Source organism: Variovorax sp. PAMC26660 (assembly GCF_014302995.1).
Lineage (GTDB): Bacteria > Pseudomonadota > Gammaproteobacteria > Burkholderiales > Burkholderiaceae_C > Variovorax.
This window is the reverse complement of the sequence record NZ_CP060295.1, coordinates 1,220,905-1,238,352: the sequence shown is the minus strand read 5'-3', so window position 1 is coordinate 1,238,352 and position 17,448 is coordinate 1,220,905. Positions and strand designations below refer to the sequence as shown.

The 17,448-nt window shown below is 65.9% G+C and carries 15 protein-coding genes and 1 pseudogene; 8 read left to right on the top strand and 8 right to left on the bottom strand.

Annotation, left to right across the window (positions count from 1 at the left end; translation table 11 throughout):
- Positions 1-79: 79 nt before the first annotated feature.
- The gene (locus H7F35_RS05905) at positions 80-448 is read right to left on the bottom strand and encodes a YbaN family protein (protein ID WP_187114164.1); all 369 of its coding nucleotides are present in this window, start codon (positions 446-448) and stop codon (positions 80-82) included.
- A 123-nt stretch (positions 449-571) separates the two neighbouring features.
- Positions 572-1,267: a class I SAM-dependent methyltransferase gene (locus tag H7F35_RS05900; RefSeq protein WP_187112013.1), complete on the bottom strand. Its 696-nt coding sequence runs from the start codon at positions 1,265-1,267 to the stop codon at positions 572-574.
- 304 nt (positions 1,268-1,571) lie between these two features.
- Between H7F35_RS05900 and H7F35_RS05895 the strand changes: the two genes are divergently transcribed.
- Positions 1,572-2,414, top strand: coding sequence for a dienelactone hydrolase family protein (locus H7F35_RS05895; protein WP_187112012.1), 843 nt, complete (start codon positions 1,572-1,574; stop codon positions 2,412-2,414).
- 99 nt (positions 2,415-2,513) lie between these two features.
- Here H7F35_RS05895 and H7F35_RS05890 read toward each other — a convergent pair whose 3' ends face one another.
- The 4 genes and pseudogenes from H7F35_RS05890 to H7F35_RS05875 all read right to left on the bottom strand — a co-directional run bounded on the left by H7F35_RS05890 (position 2,514) and on the right by H7F35_RS05875 (position 6,784).
- On the bottom strand, positions 2,514-3,740 hold the full coding sequence (locus H7F35_RS05890; RefSeq protein ID WP_187112011.1) for a PQQ-dependent sugar dehydrogenase: 1,227 nt from the start codon (positions 3,738-3,740) through the stop codon (positions 2,514-2,516).
- 256 nt (positions 3,741-3,996) lie between these two features.
- On the bottom strand, positions 3,997-5,841 hold the full coding sequence (locus H7F35_RS05885) for a DUF2957 domain-containing protein (RefSeq protein WP_187112010.1): 1,845 nt from the start codon (positions 5,839-5,841) through the stop codon (positions 3,997-3,999).
- A 422-nt stretch (positions 5,842-6,263) separates the two neighbouring features.
- Positions 6,264-6,320, bottom strand: a pseudogene (locus H7F35_RS35100) (hypothetical protein); the annotation flags it as partial.
- Positions 6,321-6,430: 110 nt separating this feature from the next.
- A complete protein-coding gene (locus H7F35_RS05875; protein WP_187112009.1) occupies positions 6,431-6,784 on the bottom strand; it encodes a hypothetical protein in 354 nt (117 codons plus the stop codon).
- Positions 6,785-6,917: 133 nt separating this feature from the next.
- On the opposite strand from H7F35_RS05875, the gene H7F35_RS05870 reads away from it, so the two are divergent.
- Positions 6,918-7,667, top strand: a complete 750-nt coding sequence (locus H7F35_RS05870; RefSeq protein WP_261803753.1) for a type 1 glutamine amidotransferase domain-containing protein — start codon at positions 6,918-6,920, stop codon at positions 7,665-7,667.
- Positions 7,668-7,723: 56 nt separating this feature from the next.
- The gene (locus H7F35_RS05865; protein ID WP_187112007.1) at positions 7,724-9,109 is read left to right on the top strand and encodes an MFS transporter; all 1,386 of its coding nucleotides are present in this window, start codon (positions 7,724-7,726) and stop codon (positions 9,107-9,109) included.
- A gap of 7 nt (positions 9,110-9,116) precedes the next feature.
- Here the strand turns inward: H7F35_RS05865 and H7F35_RS05860 are convergent, their stop codons facing one another.
- Complete coding sequence (locus H7F35_RS05860) at positions 9,117-9,911, bottom strand: fumarylacetoacetate hydrolase family protein (RefSeq protein ID WP_187112006.1); 795 nt, start codon at positions 9,909-9,911, stop codon at positions 9,117-9,119.
- Between the two features lie 146 nt (positions 9,912-10,057).
- Here H7F35_RS05860 and H7F35_RS05855 point away from each other — a divergent pair, with 146 nt between their 5' ends.
- Positions 10,058-11,005 (top strand): helix-turn-helix transcriptional regulator, encoded by a 948-nt coding sequence (locus H7F35_RS05855; RefSeq protein WP_261803537.1) that lies wholly within the window; start codon positions 10,058-10,060, stop codon positions 11,003-11,005.
- Here H7F35_RS05855 and H7F35_RS05850 read toward each other — a convergent pair.
- Complete coding sequence (locus tag H7F35_RS05850; RefSeq protein ID WP_187112005.1) at positions 10,994-11,170, bottom strand: hypothetical protein; 177 nt, start codon at positions 11,168-11,170, stop codon at positions 10,994-10,996. The genes H7F35_RS05855 and H7F35_RS05850 overlap by 12 nt on opposite strands.
- A gap of 477 nt (positions 11,171-11,647) precedes the next feature.
- Between H7F35_RS05850 and H7F35_RS05845 the strand changes: the two genes are divergently transcribed.
- From H7F35_RS05845 to H7F35_RS05830, 4 genes are all read left to right on the top strand, one after another.
- The gene (locus H7F35_RS05845; protein WP_187112004.1) at positions 11,648-12,250 is read left to right on the top strand and encodes a 2OG-Fe(II) oxygenase; all 603 of its coding nucleotides are present in this window, start codon (positions 11,648-11,650) and stop codon (positions 12,248-12,250) included.
- A 111-nt stretch (positions 12,251-12,361) separates the two neighbouring features.
- A complete protein-coding gene (locus tag H7F35_RS05840) occupies positions 12,362-15,808 on the top strand; it encodes an autotransporter domain-containing protein (RefSeq protein ID WP_187112003.1) in 3,447 nt (1,148 codons plus the stop codon).
- 88 nt (positions 15,809-15,896) lie between these two features.
- Positions 15,897-16,424: a sigma-70 family RNA polymerase sigma factor gene (locus H7F35_RS05835; RefSeq protein ID WP_187112002.1), complete on the top strand. Its 528-nt coding sequence runs from the start codon at positions 15,897-15,899 to the stop codon at positions 16,422-16,424.
- Positions 16,421-17,410 (top strand): FecR domain-containing protein, encoded by a 990-nt coding sequence (locus tag H7F35_RS05830; protein ID WP_187112001.1) that lies wholly within the window; start codon positions 16,421-16,423, stop codon positions 17,408-17,410. Before H7F35_RS05835 ends, H7F35_RS05830 begins: the two co-directional genes overlap by 4 nt.
- Positions 17,411-17,448 lie beyond the last annotated feature (38 nt).

Sequence of the window (17,448 nt, the reverse complement as noted above, 5' to 3'; positions counted from 1 at the left end):
GATGGAGGAAGTTCACTGCTTGGGTCTCGCCGGGTGGGAAGGAGATCGATTCTGCACGGCCTGCGTCAGCCGCCGGATTTCACTGTGGCTGCGGCACCGGCCGCGACCACAACCACGCCAGCACCGTCGCCATGCAGCCGATGGCCAGTGCGGCGAGCCACCACTTGTGCGCCGTCAGCGACACGATCACGGCGCAGATCGCCATGGTGATGGTCGCGCTCCATTTGGCGCGGCGGCTCACCGTGCGGCCGTTCTGCCAGTTGAGCAGCAGCGGCCCGAACAGGCGGTGGTTGAGCAGCCAGCCGTGCAGGCGCGGCGAGCTGCGCGCCGCCGCCCATGCGGCCAGCAGGATGAACACCGTCGTCGGCATGCCGGGCAGCACGACGCCGATCAGGCCCAGGATCAGGCACAGCACGGCGAAGCAGTACAGCAAGGCACGCATCAGCATCGACGGCGGCTTGAGGGCAGGCCTCAACGCCGCATGCTCAGGCGGATCGGCGCGTTGCGATGGCCGATCGGGTTCAGCGGCCGTTTTCGTCACGGCCCGATCCGCTCGCGAAAAGGGCCCTTGTCAGGCATACGCCACCCAGCCGCGAAATGCCAGGCCTGCGTAGAACAGTTGTGTTCGGGTGAAGCCGGCCTCTTCGAGCATGGCTTCCTCGTTGTCGGGGCCAAGCAGCGGCAGCCTCGAGCCGATCGCAGATGCCGCATTGCGCGCACCTTCGGGATCGACGCCCGAGGAAATGGCGAACGCCACATAACGCGAGAGCCACAACGCCCGTTCTTCCGGCGCCTGCGGAAAACTCAGATGGGCCATGACGAACGGCGCACCGGGCTTCAGGCGCCGATGGATTTCTTTCAATGTGCGCCTGCGTTCGTCGATGGCAATGAAGTGCATCGTCAGCAGGCAGGTTGCAGCGTCGAACGGGCCGGCCGGCGCCGTTTCGACGTAGCCATGGTGAAGCCGGGCGCGTGCCATCAGCGGCCCGAGCGCCACTTCCGCGAGATCGAGCATCGACTTCGCCGGATCGACACCGACGAAATGCCATTGCGAGTGCCTCTGCGCAAAGGCTTTCAGCTCGACACCGCCACCTGCGCCGACGACCAGCACGCTGGCGTTTTCTGGTGCCCGCTCGGCCACCAGCAAGGCGGCCATTTTCTGCAGATCGGACCAGCCCGGAACAATCCGGCTGGTCTTGTCGGCATACGCGGACACCGCCTGGGGATCATTGAAATGGGCGTGCGGATCAACGGTTGATGGGGTCATGCGAGCAGTTTATGTCCGCTCTGCAGAGCGGTGGACTTTCGCAACTGCGCACGAGGCAGGGTCGGAGCCGTGTGCGTGGCGGATCGAGACGTCGGTAGGTATCTTGCAATCGATCTTGAGCGAGTGTTCTAACGCCCGCTTCCGGCCGACTGCCGCCGGCGCACATCGGCGGGCGTCCTCGCTCGGAGTGGCATCAGGCGGTCGTTTGGTCCCACGAGTCGGGGGAAAACGTGCCTGCTTGCTAGCCGTCCCGATTCGTGGCACAAGCTGACGTTTGACGTGTTCCTTATGAGGTAAACCAACCGTGTGTGATCTGAACGACCAGGAAGAACTCAAGAAGTACACCCGCCGCGACTTCGGTACGTGGGCCGCATCCGCCGGACTGCTGACCGCGTTGCCCAGCGTGGCCAACGCCGCAGCCGTTGCCGAGCGCGAGGTGATCATCACAACAGCAGATGGCAGCTGCGACGCGTACTTTGTCGCACCCACGTCGGGGCCGGCACCCGGGGTGTTGGTGTGGCCCGACGTGTTCGGTCTTCGCCCAGCCTTCAGGCAAATGGGTCGGCGGCTGGCCGAATCGGGCTACAGCGTGCTGGTGGTGAACCCCTTCTACAGGCAGAAGAAAGCGCCCACTGCAGCGCAGGGCGGCCAGACGCCAATAGCCGAAGTGATGCCGCTGATGCAGGCCCTGACGCCGGCCATGCATCTGAGCGACGGAAAAGCCTTCGTGGCCTGGCTCGATGCCCAACGAGAGGTGGACAAGGCGCGCAAGCTGGGGACCACCGGCTATTGCATGGGCGGCCCGATCGCGGTGCGCACTGCCACCGTGGCCCCCGGCCGCGTGGGCGCGGTCGGAACCTTCCACGGCGCCGCCATGGTGACTGCAGCGCCCGACAGCCCCCATCGCCTGGTGGCCCAGACGCAGGCGCGCTACCTGGTTGCAGTGGCCGAGAACGACGACGCCAAAGATCCGCAAGCCAAGGTCGCGCTGCGCACCGCGTTCGACAGCGCGAAGCTGTCAGCCGAGGTGGAGGTGTACCCGGCAGCCCACGGCTGGTGCCCGCCCGACACTCAGGTCTACGATGCCGCCCAGGCCGAACGCGCCTGGACGCGCCTGCTGGCGACATTCAGCACGGCACTGGCCTGATCGAAGCAATCGGCTGGCAAGCCTACCCGGGCGCCGTGGTGTCCCGGGCAGGCCCAGCCGGTCGGCAATGTTCCATGCGCCACAACCTCGACGCGGTTGCTACTTCGGCGTGAGCCGATACAAGCCGCCCTCGTGGTCGTCCTCGATCAGCCACAGCGCGCCATCCGGCGCCTGCTCGATGTCGCGGACGCGAAAGCCGACCGTCCAGTGCTCTGCCGGTGTCGCGGTCGCGCCGTGCACCTCGATCCGGTGCAGGGCACGGCTGACGAGGCCGGTCGCGAACGCTGAGCCCTTCCATTTCGGAAACATCGCGCCGCTGTAGAACATCAGGTTGCCGGGCGCGAGGACAGGCGTCCAGTAGATCGCGGGCTTGGCGAGGTCGGGGCGCGTGTCGGGGCTCGCAATGGGCACGCCGTCGTAGTTCACCGCATAGGAGACGAGCGGCCAACCGTAGTTCTTGCCCGGCTCGATCAGGTTGAGTTCGTCGCCGCCGCGCGGCCCGTGCTCGAGTTCCCAAAGGCGGCCATCCGGCGCGAATGCGAGGCCGTAGGGCGTGCGATGTCCCGAGGTCCATGTCTCGGCCGGCGTCAGGTTGGGGCCGTCAAAAACATAGGTGCGCACGACCGGCGCGGTCTTGGCGGCCTCCGTATCTCTCGGCGGATCGATCACCGGGACCGACCGCGCACCGGTCTTGCCCTCCATGGGGTTGCCGGGTGCGGGCTTGCCATCCAGGGTCAGTCGCAGGATCTTGCCGGCCGGTTGGTTCGGGTCTTGAGCGGGGGTGAAGCGCTGTCGATCGCCGGCCGTGAGGAAGAGAGAGTTCTGGTCCGGCGAAAAGGCCACGGCAGCGCCGACCTGGCCTCCCTTGCCCTTGATCGGATCGTGCCAGACGACCTTCAGGTCCTCCAGCGAGGCGGTGCCGGTGCCGATCTTGAGTGTCGCGCGGGCGAGCGCCAAGCTTGAGGTGCCCGGATCCTGCCCAGGCTCCGAGTAGGTCAGGTAGATCGCACCATTGCTCGAAAAGGACGGGGCCAGGTAGACGCCGAGCAGGCCGTTCTGGTTTTCGTGCAGCACTGGCGGCACGCCAGTGACTTCGACCTTCTGACCAGATTGGGTCGTGAGGTAAAGCTTGCCGATCTTCTCGGTGATCAGCATGCGTCCGTCCGGCAAGAAGGCGATGCGCCATGGCAGATTGAACTGCGCGACCTTCGTGAGCTTGAACGGAGGCGATGGGGTGGGTGGCAGAGTTCCGGCGTTGATTTGCGCAACCACGGGCGTTGCTCCGAGGAGCAACCAAGGGATGAGTCCGGACTTCAGGAGTTGCATGCTTCGCTCGTCGGTGGGTAGTCCGAAGAGTATCCGGCGACCGTGAAAGCAGTGCCGGGCGCCGGGCTATCGGCGCGACGAGCATCGAGCCTCGCTTTTTGGGACGTCCGCCGCTTTCGCTCTCGAATGCCGACCCTCACCAACGGCAGCTTGTGGCCGGCTGTAGCCGGTTGCACAGTCTTCGTGGGAGAAGCCCGTTTCCGTCGTTGAGGCACTTCACAGGCCAGACCTTCGACGGCAACGTCGAGCCCGCCCGTTATTCGACGAAAGTGCCAATCGAGAAGAACGGATTTACCTTGCTGAGGTTGTTCGGCGGGTCGTATGTGGTGAACTGTTTGTTCACTCCGTTCATCAGCAAGCCATACACAGGTCCGATCTTCACCATGACGCCCGTATCGCCCGCCTTGAAGATCGGCGTACTGCCCGAGATGAAGTCCTTGCTCGCCGCGACATCCACAAGACCGGGTCGAGGCTGCGTGAAGTCCAGTTCGAGGCCGGACGACACAGCCGATGTAAACGGATTCAGCAGCGCCGCGGATCCGGGCTGGAACAGCATCGCTCCGGAATTTACGCCCGCGTCGCGTGACGCGCTGGCATCCAGGCAAGCGCCGGCGGCCGGATAGATGGTCTGTCCGTTGACGACCGTCGGAAAAGAGCTTTGACCGGGTGACGTCACCACGCCGCACACGGACGCGCTGGTTGCGCCGATGTAGCCACCCGTCAACGCGGTCTGCGCTACCTTTGTGGCGGGTGCGAGCAGAGAGATGCCCGCTTGGCTGTCGAGCGTGTTGTTCAGAATATTGCCCGCGTCCATGTGGGCATCGCCGACACGGATGATCACAGGGATCAGTTGATTGCCGACCTTGCCGACGATCATGATGCCGTGAGCGTGATTGGACGTGATGGCGAGCTGGATCACGTTGACCCCGACCACCGGATAGGTCAGATTGGCGGCCACCACGCTGCTGACGAACACGTTGTCCGGAGTGCCGCCCGGATTGTTGCGCCGCGTCCATGGTGCGCCAGTCGATACACACGAATACTGCGAAGTGTCGGGTGTGCAGCTGCCATCGGCGTTGAATGTCTGGCTGGCCTGGATCGCGTTGGGCTCCCAACCGATCATGGTCGAGCCGTTCACGCTTTGCGATAGCGTGCCTTCCGGGTTCATGCGAAAGCCAAGCTCGTTGTAGGTCCCCGCCACTTGCGTGAAGTCGGTGACGGTCTGGCTGAAACCGATGAAAGGATACGAATCGAAGGTCCTCGAAGGGACAGTGGCGATGACGAGTCCGGGTGCAAGCTCCAGTCCGTTGTACTGAATCGTCGCGCCCGGAATGCCGCCAACCACCAATCCGTCGCTGACGAAGAGCGTCGGTGGCGCCTGCGGATTGATCGTCACGTTGTAGGTGCCGTCAGCAGTCTTGCCGTTCTTCAGTACAAGCGCGCATGCTGACGGCAACGCAGGTGCCGTGCCTGCAGCGTATTCGTAGTCGCCGGTGATCGTTGCACCAGCGCGCGTGTCGTTGACCTGGCCTGCAGAGATCGGCACCGATGATTCGACAAAGGTCATCTCATATTTCTTGACCAGCGGATCGAACTTCACCTTCACGTACTCGCCGCTGGCGGCTCCGCCGGTGTAGGTGGTTGCAGCATCGAGCACTCGGGGGCAGATGCTCGCGTGGACGTCCGAACACACCACACTCACGTTGTCGACGGCCGCACCATTCACTGTGCCGCTGGCATTGTTGACGGTACAACTTTGCTTTGGCTTCGCAGGGGCAGATTTCACTGTGACCAGATAGGACGCACCACTGGCCAGGGGTGTGGCAAAGCGAATGCCACCGTCTGATTCAACGGCAAGGTCGTCACCCCCATTGTTCTGCAGCACGAGGGTGCCGGTGAGGCCACTGACGGAGCCTCCGACCGTGTAGAGCGGGGCTGCGGGTTGCGCCGCTGGGGGCTGTGCCACCGTCGGAAAGGAGCCTGATGATCCGCCGCCACATGCAGCCAGGGTTGAGAACAGTATTGCAGTCGCCACACGACGAGCGAGCAACGGGATCTTTGCCGGCAAGCCATGGCCGGCGGCGAAATGAGCTGATGACATGAAAGACTCCTCCAACGGCGCGCGATCCTAGAGGGGCTCGTGGTCGGGCGCATTGGACTAAAGTCCTAGACGATGAATTTCTGGGGTGAGTGGGAGCCCTCGAGAAGTGACCGGCATCGCTCTGCTCGCCAACCTGTACGGAGGTTCGTGGGACGGTCCAGCGTCAGTCGAAATCAGCGGTCGGTCGTCGCATCGAAGTACGGACAGTAGGACGTCTGTGCGTCATCCCAGTCGTCCTCGAAGGCGTCGAGGTACTTGCCGTAGTCGGCAGCCAACGAAGCGCGTGCATGCAGACCTGCATGAACTCTCTCGGCGCCTATGCACGCATCGTTCCAAATTCGAGTTCGAAGTCTTGGCGTAGTGCTGGGTAGCCACTTCTCGATCCACTCGTGAACGTCGATCGGCGTCGGAGTTGCATTCGCCCCCAAGTCCACGGCCAGCATGCGCGCACAGGGCTCGTGTGGCCACGCCGGAAAAATGGGTGCCTCGGTCTTGTCGGAAACCGGGACCCAGCCATCGGGACCTCGAAGACCCTATACAGACTCGGCCAGCACCTCTTGCGCCACCTCATCGCCGCCACGCATGGCCGTCAGGCAGCAGCGCCGTTTCGCTTGCGCTCCTGCACAAAGCCGGCCACCAGCAGGACCGCACCGAGGCCCATCAGGAACATCGCGAGGGAATTGCCGCCAACCTCGCTGTTGTTGGCCGCGCTGATCGCCTGCGCTGCAGCGGTGGCGTCCGTGGCCGTCATGGCGGTTGCGAATGCAACGTCCTTGCACTGCACCACCAGGGAGGCATCGGCGTTGCGGGCCGCCATGTTCGCCTGGCACCGTGCCACCAGTGCCGCATCGGCCTGCGGTGGGCCGCCGGCAAACCAGAGAATTCCACCGATCAGCAGTGCGATCACGCCGGCAAGCATGAGCAGTCGGGCTTTGTTTTTCATAGGTCTCCCATGTGTTGCGAAGCATGATAGTCGGCGAGAGGGGCAAGCGGCGGCTCTTGTCCCGATCCGGTACACAGTACGCGTTGTGACTGTTCCTGGCCTTCCGCCGCATCAGGAGACGACCTTGGCGACTGTGCTGATCCCGATTCCCAGCCACGGCTTCGACCCCACCGAGACAGCAGTGCCGTGGCAGGTGCTGACGACCCTCGGCCACTCGGTGAGCTTCGCCACGCCGGATGGCCTGCGTGGCGAGGCCGATGAGCGCATGCTCGACGGTGGCGGCCTTGGCGTTCTGAAGTCGATGTTGATGGCCGATGCCAACGGTCGGCGTGCCTACGCCGACATGGCCGCAAGCCCCGGGTTCGCCCGCCCGCTGCGCCATGCGGAGCTGGGGCCTGACGATTTCGACGGATTGATGTTTCCAGGTGGCCATGCGCCTGGAATGAAGCCGTACCTCGAATCCGTGGCACTGCAGGCGCTGGTCGCGGCTGCGTTCCAGCGGCGCAAGCCGGTGGGTGCGATCTGCCACGGCGTGGTGCTCGCGGCGCGGTCGCGCGGTGCCGATGGCAGGTCGGTGTTGTTCGGAAAAAGAACCACGGCACTGACCAGGCAGATGGAACTCACCGCCTGGGCGCTCACCGCGTTGTGGCTGGGCAGCTACTACCGCACGTATCCCACCCTGGTGCAGGACGAAGTCAGCGCGGCGCTTGCCAGCCCGAGCGACTTCATCGCAGGGCCGATGTCCATCCAGCGCGATGCGCCCTCGAGGCTCGGTGCCGGCTTCACGGTGCGTGATGGTCACTACCTGTCGGCACGATGGCCGGGTGACGCACATCGGTTCGCAAACGAGTTCGCCGGGATGCTGACCACGCCAGGCGTGTGATCGCTTATCGCCAGCGGCGCTGAGCCTCGCCTAATTCCCCGCACGGACAATGCGGCATGCCGACCAGCCGCCGCATCGTCCCCCTCATCGTCGCCTCGCCCCTGTTCCTTCAGAACCTGGACACCTCGGTGATGGCCACGGCCCTGCCGACCATCGCGCACGCGCTCGACGTCAGCGTGCTGCACCTGAACCTTGCGATCACTTCGTACCTGCTGAGCCTGGCGGTGTTCCTGCCGGTGAGCGGCTGGCTGGCCGAGCGCTTCGGGCCCAAGCGGGTGTTCTGCGTGGCGGTGGCCTTTTTCTCGCTGGGCTCCACCTTGTGCGGCGCGGCGCAGACACTGCCGCAACTGGTGGCGTTCCGGGTGCTGCAGGGGCTGGGCGGCGCGATGATGCTGCCGGTCGGACGGCTCATATTGCTGCGCAGCGTGCCACCCGCGGAGATGGTGTCGGCGATGGTGTGGTTCACCGTGCCACCCGCGTTCGGCCGGCTGGCCGGGCCGCTGTTCGGCGGGGCCATCGTCACGCTGACCTCGTGGCGGTGGATCTTCCTCATCAACATTCCCTTCGGCCTGCTCGCGATTGCCGGGGCGATGCGCTTCATCAAGGACCTGCCCGAAGACAGCTCGCCCGCGCCCTTCGACATCGAAGGCTTCGTGTTGCTGGCCGTGGGCCTGACGGCGCTGCTCGGCAGCCTGGAGATGGTGGGCAAGGCGCTGCTGCCGGTGCCGGCCATCTGGGCCATGGCGGGCTTCGGTGCGTTGGCTTCGCTGGTGTATCACCTGCGCAGCCGCGGCAAGGCCAATCCGCTGATCGACCTGGGCATCTTGCGGTTCTCGACCTACCGCGCGTCGATCATCGGCGGCACGCCGCTGCGCATTGCGATCGGGGCCTCGCCGTTCCTGCTGCCGCTGATGCTGCAGCTGGGGTTCGGTCTTTCTCCGCTGGCCTCGGGCAGCCTGACGATGGCCACGGCGCTGGGCTCGCTGGCCACGCGCACCGTCATGGCCAAGGCGATTCGCACGGTCGGGTTTCGCTCGCTGCTGGTCGGTGCAACCTGCCTGACCAGCCTCTTCTACGTGAGCTGCGGCTACTTTCAGCCGACCACGCCGCATGTGCAGATCTTCATCACGCTGCTGTTCGGCGGGTTGGTGAATTCGATGGCCATGGTGTCGCTGCAGACGCTGGGCTTCTCGCAGATTCCCAAGCCCCGCATGAGCCATGCGGCCACGCTGAACAGCATGGCGCAGCAACTGTCCTTGAGCCTGGGCGTGACGCTCGGTGCCACGCTGGTCACGCTGGCGGCGTGGTGGCACGGCAGCGGTGCCAACCGGCTGACGGCCGAGGATTTTTCTCCGGCCTTCGGCGTGGTGGGCGCGATGACGCTGCTGTCGCTGCTGTCGTTCACCAAGCTCTCGAAGAACGAGGGCGCCGGGCTGCGCTGAACAGGCCCTAAACGATCCGCACCGACAGCTCGGGCAGCCCGTCGATGTGGATCTCGATCACATCGCCGCGCACCACCGGGCCGACGTTCTCCGGCGTGCCCGAATAGATGATGTCGCCGGGCATCAGCTCGAAGGCCTGCGACAGGCGGCTGATCTGCTCGGCGACCGACCAGATCATGTACTTGAGCGTCGCGCTCTGCTTGGTCTGCCCGTTCACCTTGAGCCAGATCGCACCATCGGTGAAATGGCCGACCTTCGCCACGGGATGGATCGGGCCGACCGGCGCGGCGTGGTCGAAGCTCTTGCCGATCTCCCAGGGCTTCTTCTGGTCGCCCATCTCGCGCTGCAGGTCGCGGCGCGTCATGTCCAGGCCGAGCGAGTAGCCGTACACATGGTCGAGCGCATTGGCCGCCGCGATGTCGCGTCCGCCCTTGGCCAGCGCCACGACCAGTTCCACTTCGTAGTGGTAGTTCTTCGTGAGCGAAGGGTAGGGGTGGTCGGCCACCACGCCGGGCATCACGACCTGGATGGCATCGGCCGGCTTCTGGAAGAAGAAGGGCGGCTCGCGGGTCGGGTCCGATCCCATCTCGCGTGCGTGCGCGGCGTAGTTGCGGCCGATGCAGTAGATGCGGCGCACCGGGTACACCTGCTCGCTGCCGACGATGGGGATGGTCGACGCGGCAACGTCGAAGGGCGTTGACGGCTGCGCGCGTGCGGCCCCCGCGGGCAATGCGCAACCGGCGATGGCGCCCGTGGCCATGGCGGCCGAACCGGCCAGCAGGCCGCGACGTGAACTGGACATGATCTGTTCTCCTTGGGTTTCTCGAAGGCGTTGCCGTGCTCGGCATCGTCCGTCGATTCTGAGACGGTGCACGGCTGCGGGGCCGCACGCATCTACGCAAAAACAGGACGCAACCACCACGCCGGGGCCGGCCTTACCATCGCGCGATGCGTCCGGCCCGTCCTCCCAGCTCCCGCCTCTACGGCATGCAGGAGCGTGCGAACCATCTCGACTTCGACATCCGCTTCGAGGGCGCGCGCGACGTGCTCGCGCGCCCGCACCGGCACGAGTACTTCCAGATCCAGGTGAGCATCGAGGGCGGCGCGCAGCAGCTCATCGGCGGCGCGGTGCGGCCGTTTCATGCGGGGCACCTGAGCTTCGTGCTGCCGTACCGCGTGCACGTGGTGCCGCATCCCGAAGGCGCGCGCTACGCTATCGTGAACTTCGACCAGGGCTTTCTCTGGCCGGAGCTGGCCGTCGAGCCGCTCGACCTGGAAGAAGTGCCGGTGGCCCGCGTGCCCGAGCTGGCGCCGTTCCTGTTCCAGGAGTACGTCGACTTCGGTTTCGATCAAGCGGACTTCACGCGCATCCTGGGCTGGTTCGACGAACTCTCCGCGCTGAACCGCGCACGCGGCTTTGCGGCAGCGGGTGCGATCCGCGGCATCCTGCTGCAGATGATTGCGCTCGCGTGCCAGCGGCATGAAGCGCAACTGATCGAACAGGCCGAGCGCCACAGCGGACGCAGCTCGCGGCGCGACGCCTTGCAGCGCGTGATGCGCTATGTGCGCGACCACCTGGGCGAAGAGATGTCGCTCAACGAGGCGGCTGCGGCGGCCATGCTGTCGCCCAACTACCTGGCGCACCTGCTGAAGAAGCAGACCGACCGCACCTTCACCGAACTCGTGACCGAGCGCCGACTCGACCGCGCCAAGGAGCTGCTGCTGACGTCGAACGTGCGTATCGGCGACATCGCGCGGCAATGCGGCTTCAGCGATGCGGACTATTTCAGCCGCCGGTTCAGGCAGCGGATCGGCGTGACACCGCGGCAGTTTCGCGAAGGCGTTGTGACGCCCGACGCCGGCGCCTGGGTGCGGGGTGTGCGCTTATCCGGGTGAGCGGATCGGCGTGGTGCGTGCGAAGGGCAGAGTCGGAAACGGCGATGGCGCGGGCCGCGCGGGCCGTGCGTCGTGGGCGCTGCTGGACGCGATGCCCGGTGGGTCGGCCGGGGCGATGTCGGATGCGCTGACCGAGGCGTTGCAGGCGCAGATCAGGGAGCGCATCTGGGGCTCTGCATTCAGCCTGGGGGGCCGCCGCAACTGGAGAGCAATCAACCCCACGCCCCAGGCGCCCAAGCAGGCATAGCAGGAAACGAGGGATTGCATCTCAAGGAATCTCCGTGTCAGTGGCACATGCACGCCGATGAAAGGGGCGGGAGGGCACTGTAGGTTGGCCGGGAAAGAAGGGCAATTGGCCAGTCGGCCTAGGCGCATGGGCGGAGGCGACCCGGGATTTCACCAAGGTACGCGCACCCGATCTGATGCAACAATGTTGCAATAGGTACGACAAAGGTATACCCCATCGGGCTTGCGCGATTTGCAGGCCGTGCGCCAGGGGGTGGCACAGCCATTGCTAGAAGCTGCATTGCGTGGGTTTCCGGAAACAACTGGATCGTTCGGCGTCGTTGCCCTTGAGGTGCGCGCCGCGTCTGTTCTGCCGATCCCGCGCGCTTCAAAAAATGAGAAGAGCAGGGAGAGTCTGTGAAAGAAACAACCGGCAAGGGCGTCCGGCCTTGGCAAGACATCGTCGTGGTCGACGACCTGTTGCCCCTTGAGGCGCAGCAGGACCTTCATTCCTTTCTTTCGTCGGGCAACTGGTCGCATGGCTGGCGCTCGCACGACAGCGATGCCATCCAGACCTTCTGGCACCGGCATTTCGCGGGCAGTCTCGATGCCGCCGAAGCCAGCGCTTCGCCGGATGTCGAGGCCGAGCTTGCGCGCAACGCGCCCCCGGTCCACGCGCTCTGGCAGCGGCTGAAGCAATCCCACTTCGCGGGCCATGCGCTGGAGCGCTGCTACGCCAACGGGCTGCCCTACGGCTGCGACGGCGCCACGCACACCGACTCGGTGGAACGGGGCGCCTGCACCGCCGTCTATTACCCGCACACGCACTGGGACCCGGATTGGGGCGGCGAGACCTTGATCTTCAACAAGGACAAGAGCGACATCCTGGCTGCCATCTATCCCAAGCCGAACCGGCTGCTGGTCTTTCCTGGCTTTGTGTTCCACGTGGCCCGCGGCGTCTCGCGCGCCTGTCCCGTGATGCGCATCACCCTGATGTTCAAGACACGCCTCGTCCTCTGAGCAGGCAGGCGGAACGGCAACCGCGCGCCTGCAGTGGATCGCCGTTTCATTTTTTACCGCCATCCGACGAGCGGTTTTTCGTCGGCCTCCAACTCCAACAGGGAATAAAAAATGAAGGTGCCTCCGTTTCGCAGAAATGTCTTTGGCTCGTGCCTGGTGCTGCTGTCGATCTCGTGTGCCAACGCGCAGCCGGCTAGCTACCAGGACCCGGGAAAGATCGGGGACCCCGAAAGCTGGCGCACCAGCGAGTTCAATGCGGAATGGGGGCTCGCCGCGATGAAGGCGCAGTACGCCTACGCCGCCGGGTACACGGGCAAGAACATCTCCATCGGCATTCTCGATTCGGGCTACTACGACAAGCATCCGGGGCTGCCGGCAAGCCGCTTTCTGCCGGTCACGAGCAACGGGGTTCCGGGCGTGCTGAACGCAAACAACAACACGCACGGCACGCTGGTCAGCGGCACCATCGGCGCCGCGCGCGATGGGCAGGACATGCACGGCGTGGCATTCAACGCAACCATCTACGAGGCCAACACCAACGCCACGGACGGGTTCCTGTTCGGCGTCTCCGATCCCAAGTTTCCTGCTTCCGACGCCAAGTACTTTTCGGCCGCCTACGACGCGCTGGCGGCCACGGGCGTGCGCATCATCAGCAACAGCTGGGGCTCGCAGCCCGGCAGCGAGAACTACAGCACGCTGGACAACATCGTCAATGCCTACAGGCAGCACAGCGTGGCCAACAACGGCCAGGGCACCTGGCTGAACGCGGCAATGAAGGTTTCGATGAACGGGGTCGTCAACAACTTCAGTGCCGGCAACACCGGCTATGACAACGCCAGCCTGCGTGGCTCGCTGCCGTACTTCCACCCGGAGCTGGAAGGCAACTGGATGACGACCACCGGCTACGCCCAGCAGCAAGGGCAGGTCTACAACAAGTGCGGCATTGCAAAGTACTGGTGCGTGGCCGCGCCCACGGGAACGTCGTCGACCAGCTACTCCGGCAGTGCGACCAACCCGTCGGCCATCTATGCCAACTTCAACGGCACGTCGGCTGCGGCACCGCACGCGTCGGCGGCCCTGGCGCTGATCATGGAGCGCTACCCCTACATGACGAACGAACAGGCGCTGACAGTGCTGTTCACCACGTCCCAGAACATGGAGGTGGATACGAGCAAGCCGATCATCAAGGGCGACCCCGTGGTGTTCAGCGACATCACACTGCTGAAGATCAGCAACAGCAAGGTTCCCAATGCGATCGTCGGCTGGGGCCTCGTCGATCTCCAGAAAGCAATGAACGGCCCGGCGCAGTTTCTGGGCCGCTTCGACTACAACCTGCCCGGCGGGCAGAAGGACATCTGGCGCAACGACATCTCGCAGGAGGCCATCGTCCAGAGAAAGTCGGAAGAGCAGGCCGAGGTCAATGGCTGGCAGGCGAAGAAGGCGACGTTGCCGGGCAGTCTTCCGGGCGATCAACTGGCGACGTACCTGGGCGGCCTGCGCACCGATGCCGTTCCCCTGCTGAAGAAACTGGCGGCCTCCATCGCAACGGGGAATTTCGCCGCCGACTATCAGGCCTTGCAGGGCAACGCCGTCGCGGCTTCGGTGTTCTCCCGTCTGCTGGCCGGCACGACGTACGGTTCGTATCTGGACAGCTATGCCGCGAACCCCGCGTACAACTGGCTTGCCCAGAGCATCAGCGGGCAGCTCACGACTGCACTGAATGCCGGCTCGTTCAGCATTGCCGACAGCGAGGTCGACAGTGTCAAAGGCCTGATGCAGTTCTCGTACAGCACAGCCAACGACCGCGTGGCCTACCTCACGAAGAAGCTGGCCGACCCCACCGCCTACGAAGCCGGCCTGACCAAGAGCGGCGCCGGCCAGCTCACGCTGCAGGGCAACAACACCTACACGGGCGAAACGCGCGTCAATGGCGGCGAACTGGTGATCGACAAGGCGGCCTCCATCGTCTCGGCATCGGTCGTCAACAACACGGGCCTGCTGACAGTGAACGGCACCGCGGGCGACGCCACCGTCAATGCCGGAGGCACATTGCGCGGCACGGGCTCGGTGGGCGCTGCCACCATCGCCGCCGGCGGCACCGTGGCACCGGGCAACTCCATCGGTACGCTGACGGTGCGCGGCGACTTCCTGCAGGCGGCCGGATCGTTCTATCAGGCCGAAGTGGCACCCGGCGGCGCCAGCGACCGCATCGTGGTCGGCGGCAAGGCCATCCTGCAGGGGGGCACCATCCAGATCGTGCGCACCAGCGATGCGCCCTTCGTCTTCGGCCAGCGCTACAGCCTGCTGACGGCCACCGGCGGCATCGTCGGCACCTATGCCGGCCTGTCGGGCGACACGACGCCCATCTCGTTGTTCGTCGGCCCCAAGCTCAGCTACGACGCCGCCAGCGCCTACCTGGACATCGCCCAGGTGGCACCGTTCGCCGCGGCAGCCGCCACGCGCAACCAGGCCGCCGCCGCGATGGGGGCGGACACCCTGCCCGATGCCAGCAGCCTCAAGCTGGCGGTGCTGAACCTGCAGACCGGGGCGCAGGCGCGCGCGGCCTTCGACCAGCTCGGCGGCGAGCTGCATGCCTCGGCCAAGACCGCGCTGATCGAGGACAGCCGCTTCGTGCGCGACGCGGTGCTGCGCCGCCTGCGTTCCGCGCCCGAGGCGAACGGCGACGCAGCGCAGGCGCGCAGCAAGGATGCGCAGACCCTTGCGAGCGTTCCCGGCCGCTACGGCGTGTGGGGCCAGGCCTTCGGCTCCTGGGGGCATGCGGGCGGCGATGCCAATGTCGGCAGGCTCTCGCGTTCCGCGAGCGGCTTCATGGGCGGCGTGGACGGCCGGCTGTTCGATGAAGGACGCATCGGCGTGGTGGCCGGCGTGAGCCACACCAGCTTCGACGTGCAGGACCGCCAGGCCTCGGGGTCGAGCGACAACTACCACCTGGGCGTCTATGGCGGCACCGAGCAAGGTCCGCTGGCCGTGCGCACGGGCCTTGCCCTCACATGGAACCAGCTGTCGACCCGCCGTTCGGTGTCGTTCCCGGGCTTTGCCGACAGCTTGCAGGGCAGCTCCCACGCCCGCACGGCGCAAGTGTTCGGAGAGCTGGCCTACAAGCTGAAGGCCGGCGGTGCGGATGTCGAGCCCTTCGCCAATCTCGCGCACGTGAACCTGTCGAGCGGCAAGCTGCGCGAGCGGGGCGGCCTGGCGGCGCTGTACGGCAGCGGCACTGACACCAACGTGACCTTCAGCACGCTCGGCGCAAGGACGTCGATGGACTTCGAACTCGCCGGCGTGGGTGCCACGGCGCGGGCTTCGCTGGGCTGGCGGCATGGTTTCGGCGACCTCACGCCGCAGATGACGTCCACGCTGCTGGGCAGCGCACCGTTCACGGTGACCGGCGTGCCAGTGGCGAAGAACGCGACGCTGGCCGAACTGGAACTCGACCTGCGCGTGGCGCCTCGCGCGACGCTTCGCCTGGCCTACAGCGGGCAGTTCGCGTCGAAAATGAAGGACCAGTCGGTCAGGGCCAGTCTCGACTGGAAGTTCTGAGGCGCCTGAAAACCCGGAGCGAACGGCGGCCCCCTAAAATGCGAGCAATTCTCATTTAGGCGGCCCCGGCCGCCGCGCCCCGTTCGCCATGGCCGCCGATTCCGCTCTTCATCATCCGCACATCCAAGCGCTCTATTGCGACCACCACGGCTGGCTCCAGTCGTGGCTGCGCAAGAAGCTGGGCAACGCTTTCGACGCGGCGGACCTCGCGCAGGACACCTTCCTGCGCATCCTCACCGCGCCCGAGCACACGCCCGAAAAGCAGGGCGATTGGCAACTGCGAGAGCCGCGCGCCTATCTCACGGTGGTCGCCAAGCGGCTGCTGGTCAATCTGTACCGCCGGCGTTCGCTGGAGCAGGCCTACCTGGAAGCGCTGAGCGCGTTGCCCGAGCCGCAGGCGCCGTCGCCCGAGCAGCAGGCCATCATTCTCGAAACCCTGCAGGAGATCGACGCCATGCTCGACGGGCTGGCGCTGCCGGTGCGGCAGGCTTTCCTGATGGCGCAGCTCGAAGGCCTGGACTATGCGCAGATCGCCACCAGGCTGTCGGTGAGCGAGCGCACCGTCAAGCGCTACATGGCCGAGGCCATGGCGCGCTGCATCCTGCTGGTGGCATGAGCGCACAGCGAACCGGAGCGGTGGACGAAGGCATCGCCATGCAGGCGGCGCAATGGTTCTTCCTGCTGCAGTCTGGCGAGGCCACGGCGGCGGACCATTCGCGCTGGACGCATTGGCGCCAGGCCGATCCGGTGCACGAAGCGGCCTGGCAACGCGCCGAGCTGGTGAGCCGCAAGTTCGGCATGTTGCCGGGCGCGTTGTCGATGCCGGCACTGGGCCGCAAGGTACGCACCGAGCGCCGCGCGGCCATCAAGACCCTGGCCGTTCTGCTGACTGCCGCGCCCGCAGGGTGGCTGGCATGGCGTGCTTCGCCGGCGCGCGAGTGGATGGCCGACCACCGCACCGCCACCGGCGAACGCCGCGAACTGCGGCTGCCCGACGGCACGCGCATCCAGCTCAACACCGCGACGGCCATCGACGTGGCGTACGACGCGAAGCAGCGCCTCGTGCGGTTGCGCGCGGGCGAAATCCTGATCGACACCGCGCCCGATGCGGTGGCCTCCGGCGATGCGACATACCGGCCCTTCATCGTCGAAACGGCGCAAGGGCGATTGCGCGCATTGGGCACGCGCTTCGTGGTGCGGCAGTACGAAGACCGCCGCAGCCATGTCGCGGTGCTCGATGGCGCGGTGGAAGTACGGCCCGACGATGCGCGCGGCCTCGCCGTGGTGCTGCAGGCGGGCGAGCAGGCTGGGTTCTCGGCGGCGGCGGTCGGCAGCGTCTCGGCTGCGGGGCCGGAGACGGATGACTGGTCGCGTGGCGTGCTGCGCACGAAGAACATGCGGCTGCAGGACTTCATCGCCGAACTCGCGCGCTACTGGCCGGGCGTTCTGCGCTGCGACCCGGCGGTGGCGGACCTGCGCGTGTCCGGCGTCTTCCAGTTGCGCGACACCGGCCCGGTGCTCGACAGCCTGCCGCAGGCGTTGCCGGTGGACGTGCTCTTTCGCACGCGCTACTGGGTGACGGTGGTGGCGCCGGGCGGTTGAAGCGTCGGCTGGCGCACCGGCCGGTTTGGCGCGGCAGA